Here is a 15,867-nt window from a genome sequence, read left to right as displayed (position 1 = left end):
GTGCTCACATTGCCCTGGCTTCGGCGCTGGGTGGAAAAGTAACGTCCGCTCCTTGCCAGCGACTTTTTTTGAATCCAGACCGCCTCCGCTGTCGCAAAAAATTGTGTGAACGCACAAGCTCTGGCATGGAATCCTCTCCTCGCCCTCGGAGCCTGTGCTCTCCGACGAGCGCTCAAATCCCCCATGAGCCAGTCTGAACTCAACGATGAAGAACTGCTCCAGCGTGCTGGACGCAGGGACATGCGCGCGTTTGAGCAGCTCTACGACCGGCTGGCTCCACGCCTCCACGGGCTGCTGCGACAGATGCTCCATGATGAGCGTGAGGCAGAGGACGTGCTGCAAGACAGCTTCGTTCATCTGTGGGACCGCGCCCCTGCTTTTGCCCCCGCCCGCAGCAAGGCATTCACCTGGCTGGTGATGATCGTGCGCCACAAGGCCATCGACCGCATGCGCATGCTTGGTCGCCGCAACCGCCTCGTCGAAAGCGCCGCCCTGGAGCACTCAGCCATGGGCGGAGATTCCCCAGACTCCGCCGATGCCGAATTGGAAACGACCGAACGAGCCGCAGCCGTGCGCGAGGCCATGCGTGAACTGCCCAAAGACCAACGCCAGTTGATCGAGTTCGCCTTTTTGAAGGGACTCACGCATCATGTCATTGCCGAATCACTCAACCTGCCGCTCGGCACGGTGAAAACCCACATCCGCCGCGGGCTCCTGCGCCTGCGCGATCTGCTGAAAGGAGGCGACTGATGGACGAACGACAAGAAGAACTGGCCGCCCTGAACGCCCTCCACATGCTGGAAGGAGACGAACAACGCGCCCTGGACGGTGCCTGCGTGTCTGACAAGGAACTCCGCGCCCTCAACACCGAGTTGGAGCAAGTCGCCTTGGAACTGGCCCGTCTCATCACGCCCGTCGAGCCGCCCGCCGACATGAAGAAGCGCATCCGCGCCAAGATTCGCTCACGCGGCGGCCTTGGTGCGTTCGGAGTCTCGCGGGGTGTCATCCTGGGCACCGCAGGCTGGGCGTTGGCAGCCGGATTGGCCGTGGCCTCAGTCTGGCTCTGGAATGAACGCTCCAAACTCATCGAGCAGCATGCCTCTGCCGTGAGAGCCATCGCGACCGCCACCCCCTCCAGCAGCTCTGCTGAGGAGAAAAAAGAAGCACGTAGCCTTGAGGATGAACTCAAAAGTATCCGCGACGACTACGATAAGAAACAAGCGGCGCTAAACAGTGAGATCGAATCCCTCCGCAAACGTGAGGCCGAGGCTCAGACACGCATCACCCAGCTCACTGCCGAGACCGAGGCGCTCAAAAAGCAGGATTCTGAGGCTCAGTTGCAGATCGCCAAACTGCAGAGCAAGGTCTGGGAATACCGCCGCAGCGAGATGTCCATCGTGTGGGACGGCAGACGCAGCCAAGGCGTGATCATGCTCGAAAAAATGCCCCTTGCTGAGCCCGGCACGGATTACCAGCTCTGGGTCGTCGATCCGGGCAAGCCCGACCCCGTGAGCGCCGGTGTCATCACCGTGGATGACAAAGGCTCCGCCAAAACCGTCTTCAAAACCGTCGTTCCCGTCGGGGAGTCCGCCAAGTTTGCCCTCAGCGTCGAGAACAAAGGCGGCGTGCCCAAAAACAAGGGGCCGATTGTTTTCATCGGGCCGTAAACCGGATTCTTCCTCCGATTCACTTCACAAACCGGTAGTGGCTCACGATCCACTCCTCGCCCTCGCGGTAGCCCCACAGCTCCGCGCAGGCCATGAAGAAAATGCGCCAGTAGCACCACCACTTGACTGCCTGGTCCGCTCCATACGTCTCGCAAAACAGCGGCATGATCTCTGCCTTGTTCGCATCCATCTTCGCCAGCCACGCCTCCGAGGTCTTGCTGTAGTGCATCCCGCTCACACACCAGTGATCCTCGATCTTGAGGTGGTCTTGGAAGTAGAGCAGCAGATCATCGGACGGCATCTGGCCGCCAGTGAAGAAATACTTCGCCATCCAGTCGCCATCGCTCGTCACTTCATAGTGATAAGCATATTCGCGATGCGTGAAGATATGCACAAACAGCTTCCCACCCGGCTTCAGCCACGTCGAGACGCGCCGCAGCAGCTCCTGGTAGTTTTTCATGTGCTCAAACATCTCCACCGACACGCAGCGGTCGAAGATCCCCTCCCCCACGCCCTCAAAGTGAATCATGTTCGCCGTGATGACCGTCAGGTTCTTCAAACCGCGCCGCGCCGCCTCCGCGTCGATGTATTCCTTTTGGGTGCGTGAGTTTGAGACGCTCGTGATCTGCGCATTCGGGTAATGCTCCGCCATCCACAACGAAAGCGAGCCCCAGCCGCAGCCCAGCTCCAAAATGCGCTGTCCGTCCCCCAGCTCCGCCCGCTCGCAAGTCAGGCCCAGCATGATCGCTTCGGACTCATCAAAAGTGGTCGCATCCTCCGGCCAATAGCCGCTGCTGTACTTCAAATGCTTCCCCAGGCAAAGCTGATAAAACCTCGTCGGCACCTCATAATGCTGCTCATTCGCCTCCTGCGTCGCGATCGCCACCGGGCTCTCCTTCAGCCCCGCCACATGCATTAGCATAGCGGCTTTTTGCGCCGCTATGTTTGGCTGCTTGTGCCTGCGCAGCGTCTCCGCCAGACGCTGGCGGATGCCGAAACGGATGACCGCATCAGGAAGGATGTCTTTGGCGAGGAGGGCGTTCAAGTTGAGCATAAATGCAAGCCACTATGCGGCTCAGGCACTTCCTTGGATTCATTTTTGTGCGGCCTACCGATGTTTGATTCACCGAATTCCGCAGGATGATCGCCGCGTGAAACGGCAGGGGCACGAGAAACGTTCTCCTCGTCGCATGAAACGCCTCGCTCTCTTCCTCCTCGCCGCCCTCAGTTTGCATGCGCAGCAGCGTGTGGAGGTGTCGCGGGATTTGTGGATCTCGGCTTACTCAAAGGAGGTGGAGGGGAACAATGGCGGATCGCATCGGCTGAAGCTGAAGGGCATCCAGGAGTTCTTCCTCATTGACTTCGATCCAGCGCCGCTGCGTGGGAAGAAGATCACCAAAGCACAACTGCATGTGCATCTCGCGTCGCCGGAGGCACCGCTGCGGCGCACGACAGTGTCCACGATCTCGCAAGACTGGGTGGAAGGCACGGGCAGCAGCTACGCGAAGACGCCGGGCGCGAGTTCCTTCACGTGGGCGAAGACAGGCGAGCTGCGCTGGGGCAACAACGATCCTGACATCACCAGCGTCGTCTGCGGTGAAGGCGGATCGCTATGGGGCTTTGGCGACGCCTCCGCGCCGGATGCGGAAGGCTGGCAGATCATCCCGATCTTGCCGGAAGTGGCCCAGGCACGGCTCGATGGCCGTTCGCATGGCTTTTATGTCATCGACGACATCGGCAGCGAATATACGCGCGATGGCAACGCGGTGAAGTTCACGAATTTCGTGAATCGCTACGTGTCGAGCCGCGAGGACAAGCGCATCCACAAGCCCTACTTCACGCTGTGGCTCGAAGATGGAGCCTCTGAGGCTCCAAAAACCGTCAATAAGGTCAATCCGGTCGCCGCAGCCACTTTGCCGCCTGTTCCGGCCACTTCGGCCGTGAAGCCGAATTTGCCTTCGAAAGACGTTTTCGGCCGCGAACTGGCTTCGACGCACTTTTTTGCCGCGAAGGGCGAAACGATCGGTTTTTCGGTCGCGGGCAAGCCGCTCGTCAAAGCGCCTGATTTGGGCGTGAAGCTCTACTCGATGCCGAAAGTCGGTGGAATGCATGATCCGCTCGTGCCGGGCGATGATTCCAAAAGCGAAGACACCTTCATCGAGCTGCACGTGCCGAAAGACGCAACCGCAGGCATGCACGACGGCACAGTGACGGTGAATGGCACCGCGATGCCGTTCACGATCACGGTTTGGAACTTCACGCTGCCAGATCGCCTGTCATTCTTGCCGCAGATGAACGCCTACGGCCTGCCGGGGCATGCGCGTGACTACTACCGGCTCGCACATGAGCATCGCGTGGTGCTGAATCAGCTGCCGTATGGCTGGACGGGCAAGGTGGACGAGCCCGCGCCGAAGCTCGGTGGCGATGGGAAGTGGGATTGGACGAAGTTCGATGCCGAGTTCGGCCCGCTGCTCGATGGCAGCGCCTTTGCCGATCTGCCGCGCGGCGCGGTGCCTGTGGACGCGTATTACCTGCTGCTGAACGAGAACTGGCCGATGAAGCACGACGAGCACTTCAAAGGCGGTTACTGGATCGAAAGCGCGTTTGATGACGCCTACTGGACGCAGTTCCGCGCGATGGCGGCGGAGATCGCGAAGCATCTCGAAGCGAAGGGCTGGACCGAGCCGATGTTTGAGTTCTACCTCAACAACAAGGTGTACTTCAAAAAGGACGACTGGCGGAAGTGCACCGCGGCCTGGATTTTCGACGAACCGGTGCACACGCAGGACTTCTGGGCCATCCGTCACTACGGCCGTGAATTCTGGAACGCCGTCGCACCTTATCCGAAGGTGAATCTGACGTATCGCGCCGACATTTCCCGCCCGCAGTGGCAGCGCGAGCTGCTCGATCACTGCGTGAACGTGGAAGTCGTCAGCGGCGTGCTGCGCGACTACTGGCCGCGTATTCAGCGTCGCGCGGAAGCCTGCGGCAATCTTTACTACATGTATGGCAGCGCGAACGCCATCGGCACGCCAAACATCGCGAACGCCGCTTGGTGCGTCGAAGCCTGGTCGCTCGGCGCGGATGGTGTCGTGCCCTGGAACACCATCGGCGGCAAAGACGCGTGGCAGACACCCGATGAGCTATCGGTGCTTTACCCGACCGCGAACGGCCCCGTGCCAAGCCTGCGCCTGAAGACCTTCCGCGCCGGTCAGCAACTCGTCGAGTATCTCACCCAATACTGCGCCGTCAGCAGCGAGAGCCGCGAAGCCGTCATGGCCGCGCTGCGTGCCACACCAAGCCTTAGCGCCACCTTGGTGAAGAAGAACGAAGAAGACGCCGGCAAGTCGCAGTTCGGCAAAGACACGCAGGCCGCCTTTGAAGCGCTGCGGTTGCGCCTGGGAGCTTATCTCGATGCCAAAGCACCTGCACCGAAGGATCGCTGGCATGATCCACGGCCCGCGCGGCCGGATTTGAAGAAGGCGCGGGAGATCGTGCCGCTGGTGCCGTGATTACGATGCTTGCGTCTTCTTCCGCAGCGTGCGCAGATACGCGTTGTCCGGCACGGGCTTCACGGGACGCTCGGGGGTGGCGATCATGGTGCGGACGCGGGTTTCGCTGCTGGCGATGAGGTCGTGGATAATTTCGGCCTCGGGGAGGTTCTTCCAATACTTCATCGGCATCTCGGATTGCATGGCCTGCACCTTGAGTCGCGCGGGATTGAAGATGCTGCGGTAGTAGGTGCGCCAGAGGTCGTCGTGGGCATCGGTGGCGGGGGCGTCGTGACGGCTCATGCCGGGCATGAAGGTGAGTTTTTCGCCATCCCAGCTCACGCACTCGTCCGGGGTCAAAATGGACCAGTCCATGCTGGCGAAGCGTTTTTCGAAGAACGGCGCGGCGAGCCTTGTAATGCGATACTCGGGCTCAAACCAGGCGACGAACTGCTCGCGGCCGTTTTCCTCGTTCACGCCGACGAGTCGGAAGCGCACGAAGGCGTGCATCTTGTGAATGTCGCGGCTGACGGCCTTCGCCCACGCGTTGCACTGATGCAGGTCGCGGTCGGAAGGCATGCCGAGGAGGTGTTTTTCACCGCCGAGCGTGAGACGATGCAAAAGGCGATACAGGATGGCGAAGCGGCGTTCGTCGGTGTGGGCGCAGACGTTGGCCGCGAGTCGCAAAAAGTCGGCGGGGACCTTCACGGAGGTGTTATGAGCGGTTTGATAGGCGGTTGGCTCTTCGGCGAGTAAACTGGCGGTTTGCGAGGCGTCCACCCAATCGACGTTTTCCGGTGCCACACCCTGCCGTAGCAGCTCGCGAGCCTTGGAGCGCCAGGCTTCGAAGGTGGGCTGGATTTGGGCGGTGTGGGTCATGGCTGCTTTTTAAACCGCTAATATGACGCTGATTGGACGCTAATGGATGAAGCCTTTATCAGCGTCATGTTAGCGTCTCATCAGCGGTTCAAATCTGACCGCTAAGTGCCATGGCGGCATCAGCAGGCTTCGTCGGAGGTGGTGCGTTGAAGTTGAGTTCGAGCTGGCGGGGGCCGGGGAGGAAGTGCTGGCGGAGGTTGGTGCTTTCGAGCAGGGCGATGCGCGGGCGGTGATCGGCGGCGAGGATGAAGGGCATGACCTTTTTGAGGTTCACCCGCATGCGCTGGAGATCGGCGAGGGTGAGGCGTGACCAGCGTCGCGCGGCAAGGATGCGGGCGACATTCACGGTGCCGAGGCCGGGGATGCGCCAGAGCAGCTCTTGTGAGGCGCGATTGATGTCCACGGGGAAGACGGCGCGATAGCGCAGGGCCCAGGCGAGCTTCGGATCGAGGTCGAGATCGAGGTTCGGCTCTTCTTTGGGCAGCAACTCGTCAACGTCGAAGCCGTAGAAGCGCAGCAGCCAGTCGGCTTGATACAATCGATGCTCGCGCATGAGCGGCGGCGGTTTGATGGGCAGCAGCACGCTGGGTTCCGGGATGGGGCTGAAGCCGCTGTAGTAAACGCGGCGCAACCGCACCTCGCGATAGAGTTCATCGGCGCGATGCAACACGAGCGCGTCGCTGCTGTCGTCCGCGCCGACGATCATCTGCGTGCTTTGACCGGTGGCAAAGGCGGGCGCTTTGACTCGTGGGCGGTTCACGATCTGTCGCGCGGCTTTTTTGGCCTCCAGGCTTTCGTCGATGCGCTGGCGGATGCCGTGCATGGCCTGCTTCGTGTTCGTGAGGTTCTTTTCCGGCGCGAGCCGGTCGAGGCTCTGCTGCGAGGGCAGTTCGATGTTGATGCTGATGCGATCGGCGTAGCGTCCGGCCTTGTCGATGAGCGCCTGCGAGGCCTCGGGGATGGTTTTGAGATGGATGTAGCCGCGGAAGTGATGCACCTCGCGGAGCTGCCGCGCGACTTCGATGACCTGCTCCATGGTGTGGTCCGCGCTGCGCACGATGCCGCTGCTGAGGAAGAGTCCCTCGATGTAGTTGCGCTTATAAAAGTCGAGCGTGAGCTGCACGACCTCCTCTGGCGTGAAGCGTGCCCGCTGCACATTGCTGGAGCGGCGGTTGATGCAGTAATGGCAGTCGTAGAGGCAGGCGTTGGTGAGGAGCACCTTCAGCAGCGACACGCAGCGCCCGTCCGGCGTGTAGCTGTGGCAGATGCCCATGCCGCCGGTGGAGCCGATGCCTTTGCCATCGCGTGAATCCTTCCGCGCCGCGCCGGAGCTGGCGCAGGACGCGTCATACTTCGCCGCGTCGGCCAGGATTTCGAGTTTGCGCGTGAGGTCCATCAGTTCGTTCGAACAGTGCATGGAATACGCCGCTCGTCATGCCTGGAGCGCGGAATTTTTCTCCCGAAAAGCTCACCGCCGCCCGTGATTGAAATCGACGGGCTTCTTCACCGTCTTCACGCCGAGGTTGTGCTCGATGGTGCTGCGGGTGCAGGTGGGATCGACGACGACGGTGGCAGGCTTGTTTTGGAAGGTGTTGCCGGTGAAGACGAGATCGTGGCCGTTTGGAGCGAAGGTGACGGCTTCCTCGGGGCAGTGGTCGCCAAGTTGGAAGATGTTGTCCTTCACGATGATTGGGCCGTAGGTGGCGCCGGGTTCGTAGAGCGTGAAGTAGAGCTCGGGGAACTGGCCGGGCTTCGCGGTCTGGAAGGCGATGCGGCCGAGGCGCGGATCGGGGTCGTTCTTCGTGGTGTTGTTGATGAAGACGTTGCCGGTCATGATGAAGTTCGCAGGCTGGTTGATCCACGCGCCGCGTCCGCCGCCGCGGAAGGTGTTGCCAGTCATGGTGACATCGGTGCAGCTCTTCTCGACGCTGATGACGCGGCTGCCGTTGGTGCCATCGACGAGATTGCCGGTGATGGTGGCGTTTTGGCAGAACTCGGCCAAAAAGAACGCACCCATGCGGCTGCCGAGGATGTGGTTGTTCGCGAAGACGATGTTTCGGCAGCGCTGGATGTGCATCGTGTCGCCGATGGCGCTGATCTGGCAGCCGGTGACGCGCACATCGCGAGCACCGACAATGTCGAAGGCTCCTTTGCCGGGTCCGCTGCCGGTGGGGGCATAGGCGGCGAGGTAAGTGGCCTGAATGTTGTGAGCGAGTTGGCCGCTGCCGTCTCCCTCGAAGCGCATCTGCGTTCCATTGGGCTTTTCGGCGATTTTGATGTGCTCGGGCGTGGATTCGACGACGAAGTATTGGCGACCGCGGACGATGTTTTTCGGCAAATCGGCTCCAAGGAAGGTGAGCGCATCCTTTGGCTCGTCGGAGGCGCTTATGGCGATGGATCGCTTCGTGTTGTCGAACTTCACGAGGTCGCCGCTGAAAGTGACCTCACGCATCAGATCGGTGCGGAAGTATTTCTTCGCCTGCTCGACTTCCCATGGCTCGTAGGCCTCGGGAAAGGTCATGATCTGCCACAGGTAGCCGTAGTCCCACATGAACTTCCCGCTGCGTAAAAGCGTGCAGCTTTCGAGCGCGACACGCTCCGCATAGTGCTCGACCTCGCTCTCGCTGCTCTTGCCATACTTTCCATGCACGCCGATCACGGCAGCGGCCATGCCGTTCGACTTCACCTCGCGAAACATAATGTCATGCGTGCCACCCGCGATGGTGGTGTTGATCTCGATGCCTTTCGTGTTCGCATTTGGCTCCCAGGTGTTCTCCTGCTTCGCCGGATCAAACACATGCCCGATGAACTCGCCGCCATGCCAAGCGAAGTGCGCGATGTTTTCCCCGGCGAAAAGCACCACGCGAGCTTGATCCGGCAGCGCCTCTGGCAGGATGAAGCGAGCGCCATGCGCCATGACGGTCGTGTTCGAGCGCAGCATGATCGGCTTCGAGCCATCAAGATGATACTGACCCGCCGGAATGGTCACGAGACCGTCTTTGGCAAGCAGCGCGGCGAGTTTCGCTGAGTCATCGGCCAAGGAGGCGGTGGCGAGCAGGAGGAGGCAGGATAGCAACTTCATGACGCAGCATAACGCACCGCTTCCGTCATTCCGCACGACAATCGCTGAGTGAAATGCGACCTGCGGCGCAACCGGGCTACTTCGCAAACGCCTTGTCCTTCGCGTTCCCGCCGCTCACCAAGTAAGCGATGAGATCCAGCAACTCGTCCTGATTCAGCGAGTTGATGAGGCCGGGGGGCATCATGCTGACTTTGCGGGTGCCTTTTTTGGCGATGTCGGACTCGTTGATGGCCATGTGGTCGTTGGGGGCGAAGGGGTTGGTCATGAGGAAGACTTTTTCGTTCTCCTCGACGACGATGCGACCAATGAGGATGCTGCCGTCTTTCTTGGTGATCTCGTGGCTGTCGTACTGGTCGGAGATGACTTTGCTGGGGTCGATGATGTTCTCCAAGAGATCGCGCAGGGTGTAGCGGTTGCCGACGCCGGTAAGATCGGGGCCGATGCTGCCACCGTCCCCGTTGAAACGGTGGCAGGTGGCGCACATGATGCTGCGGTTCATGGCCTCGCCGTTGGCGAAATTGCGGCCTTTGAGGCCACCGGCGGTGAGGGCGAGCACTTCGTCGATGGTCCACGCTTTGCCGGGGCCTTTGGGGGCGACGTAGTTGGGCATGGCGGTCATGGCCTCGACTTTGTTGCTGAGAGCGTCGAGTTCGGCGAGTTCATTTTGCGGCACGAATGTCGCCATGGCGTCTTTGCGAATGTTTTCGATGAAGCCTTTGAAGCTGTTGCCGCCTTTCCAGGTGCGGGCGCGTGGGAACCAACTGAAGAAGGTTTTGCGGTGCTCGGGATTCCAGCCGGCGGTGGCATTGCGAAGCGCGAACATGTAGCTGATCTGCTGCGCGTTTGGACGGCTGCCAGCTGCAGCGCGAGCGGCGTTGGCGTAGCCGTCGTTGCGGCTCAAAACGGCATCGGTGGCGACTTCTTGGAAGTCGTCCTTTGCAGTGGCCATCAAAGCAAGGGTTTTGGAGACGACTTGCTTGGAGTCGATGGCGACGAGGATCTGGCAGAGTTCACGATTGATGAGGGGATCCTCGGCGGGATAGAGGGCGTCGAGTTTCTCCGCGACTTTGGCGCAGGTGTCGGCATCAGGCTTGCCCAGACGGATCAGAATGAGCTGGGTGGCACGCAGGGCGGCGAGTTGCTGACTGAGTGGAAGTTTCAGACCTTCGAGCTTGCCGAGGGATTTTAGCATGAGTCCCTGAAGCTCGATGTTTTCGGGCGCGACGCTGCCAATCGGCTCGGAGGAGGTGCCGGTGGGCTTGGCGGCGGGCCGGCCGCCTTCGTGGTTCGATTTGGCTCCGGTGACGCGAGCGAGGGCGATGATGCCTTCGATCAAAGCGACGGGATGTTTTTCATTGAGGGCTTTTTCTTTCCAAAGCTCGACGGGAAGTTTTTCAATGGCGACACGGGCAGCGTAGCGCACATGGCGGTCACTGTGGCTCAGATAACCCCAGGCGGTGTTAAGGGCCTTTTCAGCTTCGATTTTGCCGGTGTGATAGCTTTCAAGCGCGGCACGCATCTTGAACTCTTCATCGAGCGGCAGCGCTTTGGCGGGCGCGGTGGATTCATCGCCGACATAGGTCACGCGATAGACGCCGGACTGTGTTTTGCGGCCGCCGACGGCGAAGTACATCGCGCCATCCTGCGGATGGATGACGAGGTCGGTGAGCGGCAGCGGTTTGCCGAAGACGAATTCTTCTTTGGTGGCGGTGAAGCTCGCGCCCTTCGATTCGAGGTGGATGGCCCACATGGTGCCGTAGGTCCAGTCGTTGATGTAGATGGCGTGCTGGTATTTCGCGGGGAATTTCGCACCGGTGCCGGCGACGACGCCGGTGGGGCTGCCGGGGCCGATGTCGAGCGTGGTGGGCAGTGAATCAGGATAATAGTTCGGCCATTTGCCACTGCCGCTGCGCCATCCATAGTCCGCACCGCTGACGCAATGGTTCACGCGTGTGGGGCGATACCATGGGCTGCCGATGTCCCACTCCATGTCGGCGTCATAGGTGAAGAGCTCGCCTTGATCATTGAAGCAGATGTCGAACTCGTTGCGGAAGCCGTAACAGAACAATTCGAGGCCGCTGCCATCGGGATTCATGCTGCAGACATAACCGCCGGGGGCGAGGATGCCGCGCGCATGACCGTTGGCGTCCCAGAGACGCGGGAGGACGTGGTCTTCGCCCCAGATTTTCGCCGGGCGGCTCTCTTCGAGACCTTCAGGCAGTTTGGTGTGGTTGCCGCAGTTGAAGTAGATGCGTTTGCCATCGGGACTGACGACCATGCTGTGCAGGCCGTGCTCACCGCCGCCGGCCATGGTGTGCAGCTTGGTGGTTTTGTCGTATTGGTCGTCGCCATTGGTGTCCTGGAGGCGGTAGAGGCCGTTGTCCTTGCCGTTTTCATTCACCATGACGTAAAGGCTGTCGAAGGCGGCGAGAAGACCGTGCGCCTTGCCTATTTCGATGGCGAGTTTTTCAGGTTTGAGGTTTTCCGTCTTGCCGATGGCGGGAACGCTCATGCGATAGATGCTGCCATACTGATCGCAGGCAATGAGGCGGCCTTTGGGATCGACAGTGAGAGCCACCCAGGAGCCTTCCTGGTCTTTGGGCACATTGTAGAGTTTTTCCACTTTGAAGCCTTTCGGCACGGTGACTTCGTTTGCGGCGATGGTTTCACCCGGCGCGTTGTTGTTCCCGCCGCCGGGTTTGCCATCAAGCGCGATACCCCACGGGCCTTTGCCATACTCATTGATCACCAAAACGGGCTTCCATTCTTCTTTGCCAGTGGTCGTGGCCTCCCATTTGCCGCTGGTTTCGATGACAATGTTGGCGCGACCATCCGGCAGTTTGAGTGTGAGACGCGCGACGAGCGCGGCGGTGCCGCCTTTGTTCGTGGCGTTGACGATGATCTCGTTGCTCTCGCCGAGCTTGATGTCCTTGGTGACATCCGCCTTCACCGGCTCCTGCCAGTCGGCATTGGTGAGGACTCTTTTGCCATTGAGGCTGGCGACGGCACCGTTGTCACAAGTCAGCTCCAGCGTGGCGAGTTGCGCGTTCTGCGGAACTTCAAAGCGATGGCGGAAGGTGACTTTGTTGTCCTTGTTGCCGTCTTTGGAGAGCCAGATCCACTGAGGGGCGGCTTGTAGGCTGGTGGCGAGAAGCAGAGAAAGAATGAAAAAACGCATGGGCAGAACTATACGATCAACCCGGGCAGTCTTAGCAAGGAATTCCCCTTCCCCACCCACCTCAAGACTAGATATGCGTGCCGTTCCCGTTCAAAGGGTGCGTACCATTTCCGTTCAAACCATGCAGATGATGGACAGGCACCGATGCCACCCGGGATTTCAATTCCTTGCTAGGCTTGAATCGGACCACACAGCGGTCTGGAATCATGACCTCAGAATTTGGCTGCTTAGGGTTACGGCCAATTTTGCCCTTGGCAACCCGCAGGTCGAATGTGCCAAAGGTACGCATAGTGATCTCATCTCCAGCCGCCAAGTGCATGACTGCCAGTTCCATGAACGACTCCAGCATGAGCGTCACATCCGCGTGTTTAATCCCGGTGGTATCGCTCAGTTCGGCTATAAGTTCTTTTTTCGTGATGGTTGACATGATGTTTGGACTACCGAGCGGAGTACAGTGTCGCAACTAATTTCTATCCAGAAATTAAATTCTTACTTAAAAGTCACTAGTTGTTTTACCCGAAATAGTCGAGCTAAATACTTGGATGATTTCAGCGTAAGTCCGAAAGTGAACTTTACAGAGCTCCTGCAAAATACCCGCTCCATGCTCATCTACCATTTTGCGCGCCGATTGTTTCACCGATTCTGAAACTCCTTTGGGAAATTCCACGCCGTAACGAGCTCCCTGGGCTTTGAGCCAGCCGACAAACGCCTCACGCGCAAGGATCGAGGCGGCCGCCACGGCAGGATCACTTTCCGCCTTGGTGCGCTGCACCAGCTCAATGCCCCGCCCACGCTCCTGCAGAGCGCGTTGGAGCACGGCGGGATTGGCGAACTGGTCAGAAATGGCACGCGGACAGTCAGGCATGCGTTCGAGCAGGTTTTCGATGACCCGGGCATGCCCCCAGGCCAGCAGGCGGTTCAGATTGCCAAACTTCTCGTACAACTGGTTGTAGCGCTCTGGATGAATCGCGATCACCTCCCACGCGAGACCGCGAACTTGACGGATTTCAGCGGCGAGTTTGGCAATGCGCTCGTCGCTACCGATGCGCTTGCTGTCCACGGCACCGATCTCACGCAACCGACGAACGGCATCGCCATCGACATACACTCCGGCGATGACCAGCGGGCCAAAAAAATCCCCCTTGCCGCTTTCATCCACGCCAATGTGCGGCTGAAACATCTCCGGCTGATGCACCTCCTCGTAGCCGAGCTTTGCCTCGCCCAGGATTTCGGGTTCGAGCAGGTTCGTGACGAAATCCTCGGTCCCCTTCCCCTGCACGACGACTTTCGGCCCTTTTTCATACACAAGCACGTTCACCTTCGGCTTTGTGGCCGCGTACAGGCAGTAGGGCTTGGTCATGAACTCAAAACCGCGTTCCGCCAGCAAGGCGCGGAGTTTCTCTGCTTGGGCGGCGGTCAGGGCTTGCGTGTGGCTGGTGAGGGCGGGCATGCGCGCGCAGGATAACGATCATCCGCGTAAAGACTCATGGAAAATGTCCTCATCTGCATCATGTGACGTTACATGCCTGCCCGCATCAACTCACCCGATCCAACCCGGATGGCCTCCGCGCTCGTGGAGTGGTTCAGCCAGCACAGGCGTGACTACCCATGGCGGCGCACGCGTGATCCGTATGCCATTCTCGTCTCCGAGATCATGCTGCAGCAGACGCAGATCGCCACTGTGCTGGACCGTGGCTACTACGCCCGCTGGCTGGAGCGATTTCCTGATTTCCCAACACTCGCCTGCGCTGGCGAGGACGAGGTGCTGAAAGCCTGGGAAGGTCTCGGCTACTACCGCCGTGCGCGAAATTTGCAGCGGCTCGCCCAGGTGGTGCTCGAACAGCACGACGGCGTGTTTCCAAAGGATCACGCCGCCATGCTCGCCCTGCCCGGCATCGGCCCGTACACGGCGGGAGCAGTGGCGAGTTTCGCCTTTGGCCAGGCGCAGCCGATCGTGGATGGCAACATCGCCCGAGTGCTCTCGCGTGTTCACAACGACGCCACGCCAGTCGATTCCACCGCTGGCACGAAGCGGCTCTGGGAACGCGCAAAGGCACTCGTGGATGCGACGGACGATCCGCGCGCGCTCAACTCCGCGCTCATGGAGTTGGGGCAAACGCACTGCACCCCCACGAAACCCGCCTGCGACCTTTGCCCGGTGCGTGATCAATGCCGCGCCACCGAGCCGGAATCCCTGCCCGTGAAGGAGGCGCGGCAGGAAATCACCGCCGTGACGGAGCGCGTGATTTTTCTGCGCACGAGCCATGGCGTGCTGCTGGAGCAGGAGACTGGCAAACGCCGCACCGGCCTGTGGAAACTGCCAGCGCTGCCCGCCTCGCATGAGGACAAGCCGCCGCCCGTGCTGTTGAAAACGCAATACGGCATCACACGCTACAAAGTGACGCTGTGGGTGCATGCACCGCACGATCCGCAGGAGGAGTGGCCGGACACGCACCGCCTCATCGCTTTTGAGGAACTTGAAGCCATGGCCATGCCCGCGCCGTATCGCCGTGTGCTACGAGAGCTGTTGCAGCGCGGCGAGTTCAGGCTCGACGGCTGAGCCACACGCGGCACTTTATCGTTTACATCCTGCTCAATTCAGACTGCAATCCACTCACTCATGAAAATCCGCCTTTTGCTTTCCTGCCTCGCCTTCGCGCTCGCCGCCTGCAAGCCCGCTGAAGAGCCGGGGGCGACCACGCCTCCCGCCGCTCCAACACCCGTGGCCTCGCCCGCCGCGAAATCCACCAAGCCGCAGGTGCTCGTGGCCAATTACCCGCTGCAATACTTTGCCCAGCGCATCGCCGGAGATTCCGTGGAAGTGCGCTTCCTCGCGCCGAAAGATGAAGATCCTGCCTTCTGGCAGCCGGACGAAGCCGCCATCGCCGCGTTTCAAGGCGCGGACCTCATTCTCATGAACGGCGCCACCTACTCCAAGTGGGCAGACAAGATCACGCTGCCGGAATCCAAGGTCGTCGATACCTCCGCCGTTTTCGCTGTCAGCCTGATCCAAGTGAACGAAACCACCACACACAGCCACGGCCCTGGCGGAGAGCACAGCCACAGCGGCACCGCCTTCACCACCTGGATTGACTTCAAGCAGGCCTCCCTGCAGGCCAAAACCGTGCGCGACGTGCTCATCCGCCTGGTTCCCGCCGCCAAGGAGGCCATGGAAACGAACTACGAGAGCCTCAAGGACGAGCTGGACACACTCGATGACCGCATGAGCGCCCTCAGCCGCCGCTGGGTCAATCAGCCGCTCGTCGCCTCCCACCCCGTGTATCATTACCTCGCCCGCCGTTATGGCATGGGCTTGAAGGCGCTCCTCTGGGAGCCCGAAAACGTGCCGGACGACAAAGCCATGGCCGACTTGAACGCCATCCTCGCCGGCCATCGTGCCCGCTGGATGATCTGGGAGGGCGAACCCGCCAAGGAAAGCGTTGAAAAGCTGGAGGCTGTGGGCCTGAAAAGCGTCGTCTTCGATCCCTGTGGCAACGTGCCTGAAAGCGGAGACTTCCTGACCGTGATGAAGGCCAATGTCGAGGCGCTGGAGAAGGCGTTTCCGTGATG

General features: G+C 60.4%; 12 protein-coding genes. 5 read left to right on the top strand and 7 right to left on the bottom strand.

What is annotated here, in order from left to right:
- Positions 1 to 183: 183 nt before the first annotated feature.
- Both ACILSI_RS15925 and ACILSI_RS15920 read left to right on the top strand, forming a co-directional pair.
- Positions 184 to 750, top strand: a complete 567-nt coding sequence (locus tag ACILSI_RS15925) for an RNA polymerase sigma factor (RefSeq protein ID WP_395722885.1) — start codon at positions 184 to 186, stop codon at positions 748 to 750.
- Positions 750 to 1,667 carry an anti-sigma factor domain-containing protein gene (locus tag ACILSI_RS15920; RefSeq protein ID WP_395722884.1) on the top strand — a complete coding sequence of 306 codons (918 nt, stop codon included), beginning with the start codon at positions 750 to 752 and terminating at the stop codon, positions 1,665 to 1,667. Before ACILSI_RS15925 ends, ACILSI_RS15920 begins: the two co-directional genes overlap by 1 nt.
- Before the next feature lie 19 nt (positions 1,668 to 1,686).
- On the opposite strand, the gene ACILSI_RS15915 is transcribed toward ACILSI_RS15920, so the two are convergent.
- Complete coding sequence (locus tag ACILSI_RS15915; protein ID WP_395722883.1) at positions 1,687 to 2,721, bottom strand: SAM-dependent methyltransferase; 1,035 nt, start codon at positions 2,719 to 2,721, stop codon at positions 1,687 to 1,689.
- A 136-nt stretch (positions 2,722 to 2,857) separates the two neighbouring features.
- Between ACILSI_RS15915 and ACILSI_RS15910 the strand changes: the two genes are divergently transcribed.
- Positions 2,858 to 5,179 carry a hypothetical protein gene (locus tag ACILSI_RS15910; RefSeq protein WP_395722882.1) on the top strand — a complete coding sequence of 774 codons (2,322 nt, stop codon included), beginning with the start codon at positions 2,858 to 2,860 and terminating at the stop codon, positions 5,177 to 5,179.
- Here the strand turns inward: ACILSI_RS15910 and ACILSI_RS15905 are convergent, their stop codons facing one another.
- The 6 genes from ACILSI_RS15905 to rnhC form a co-directional block, all read right to left on the bottom strand.
- Positions 5,180 to 6,037: a TIGR03915 family putative DNA repair protein gene (locus ACILSI_RS15905; RefSeq protein WP_395722881.1), complete on the bottom strand. Its 858-nt coding sequence runs from the start codon at positions 6,035 to 6,037 to the stop codon at positions 5,180 to 5,182.
- 88 nt (positions 6,038 to 6,125) lie between these two features.
- Positions 6,126 to 7,433, bottom strand: a complete 1,308-nt coding sequence (locus ACILSI_RS15900; RefSeq protein WP_395722886.1) for a putative DNA modification/repair radical SAM protein — start codon at positions 7,431 to 7,433, stop codon at positions 6,126 to 6,128.
- A 72-nt stretch (positions 7,434 to 7,505) separates the two neighbouring features.
- The gene (locus ACILSI_RS15895) at positions 7,506 to 9,119 is read right to left on the bottom strand and encodes a right-handed parallel beta-helix repeat-containing protein (RefSeq protein WP_395722880.1); all 1,614 of its coding nucleotides are present in this window, start codon (positions 9,117 to 9,119) and stop codon (positions 7,506 to 7,508) included.
- A 76-nt stretch (positions 9,120 to 9,195) separates the two neighbouring features.
- Positions 9,196 to 12,297, bottom strand: coding sequence for a c-type cytochrome (locus ACILSI_RS15890; RefSeq protein ID WP_395722879.1), 3,102 nt, complete (start codon positions 12,295 to 12,297; stop codon positions 9,196 to 9,198).
- Positions 12,298 to 12,364: 67 nt separating this feature from the next.
- On the bottom strand, positions 12,365 to 12,724 hold the full coding sequence (locus ACILSI_RS15885) for an HU family DNA-binding protein (protein ID WP_395722878.1): 360 nt from the start codon (positions 12,722 to 12,724) through the stop codon (positions 12,365 to 12,367).
- Between the two features lie 66 nt (positions 12,725 to 12,790).
- Positions 12,791 to 13,747, bottom strand: coding sequence for a ribonuclease HIII (rnhC, locus tag ACILSI_RS15880; protein ID WP_395722877.1), 957 nt, complete (start codon positions 13,745 to 13,747; stop codon positions 12,791 to 12,793).
- 72 nt (positions 13,748 to 13,819) lie between these two features.
- On the opposite strand from rnhC, the gene ACILSI_RS15875 reads away from it, so the two are divergent.
- Together ACILSI_RS15875 and ACILSI_RS15870 are read left to right on the top strand one after the other, a co-directional pair.
- A complete protein-coding gene (locus tag ACILSI_RS15875; protein ID WP_395722876.1) occupies positions 13,820 to 14,857 on the top strand; it encodes an A/G-specific adenine glycosylase in 1,038 nt (345 codons plus the stop codon).
- 60 nt (positions 14,858 to 14,917) lie between these two features.
- Positions 14,918 to 15,865 carry a metal ABC transporter substrate-binding protein gene (locus ACILSI_RS15870; RefSeq protein WP_395722875.1) on the top strand — a complete coding sequence of 316 codons (948 nt, stop codon included), beginning with the start codon at positions 14,918 to 14,920 and terminating at the stop codon, positions 15,863 to 15,865.
- Positions 15,866 to 15,867 lie beyond the last annotated feature (2 nt).

Source organism: Prosthecobacter sp., assembly GCF_044232965.1.
In the GTDB taxonomy this organism is placed as follows: Bacteria; Verrucomicrobiota; Verrucomicrobiia; order Verrucomicrobiales; family Verrucomicrobiaceae; genus Prosthecobacter.
The sequence above is the reverse complement of the archived record's forward strand: the minus strand, read 5'-3'. Positions and strand labels throughout refer to the sequence as shown.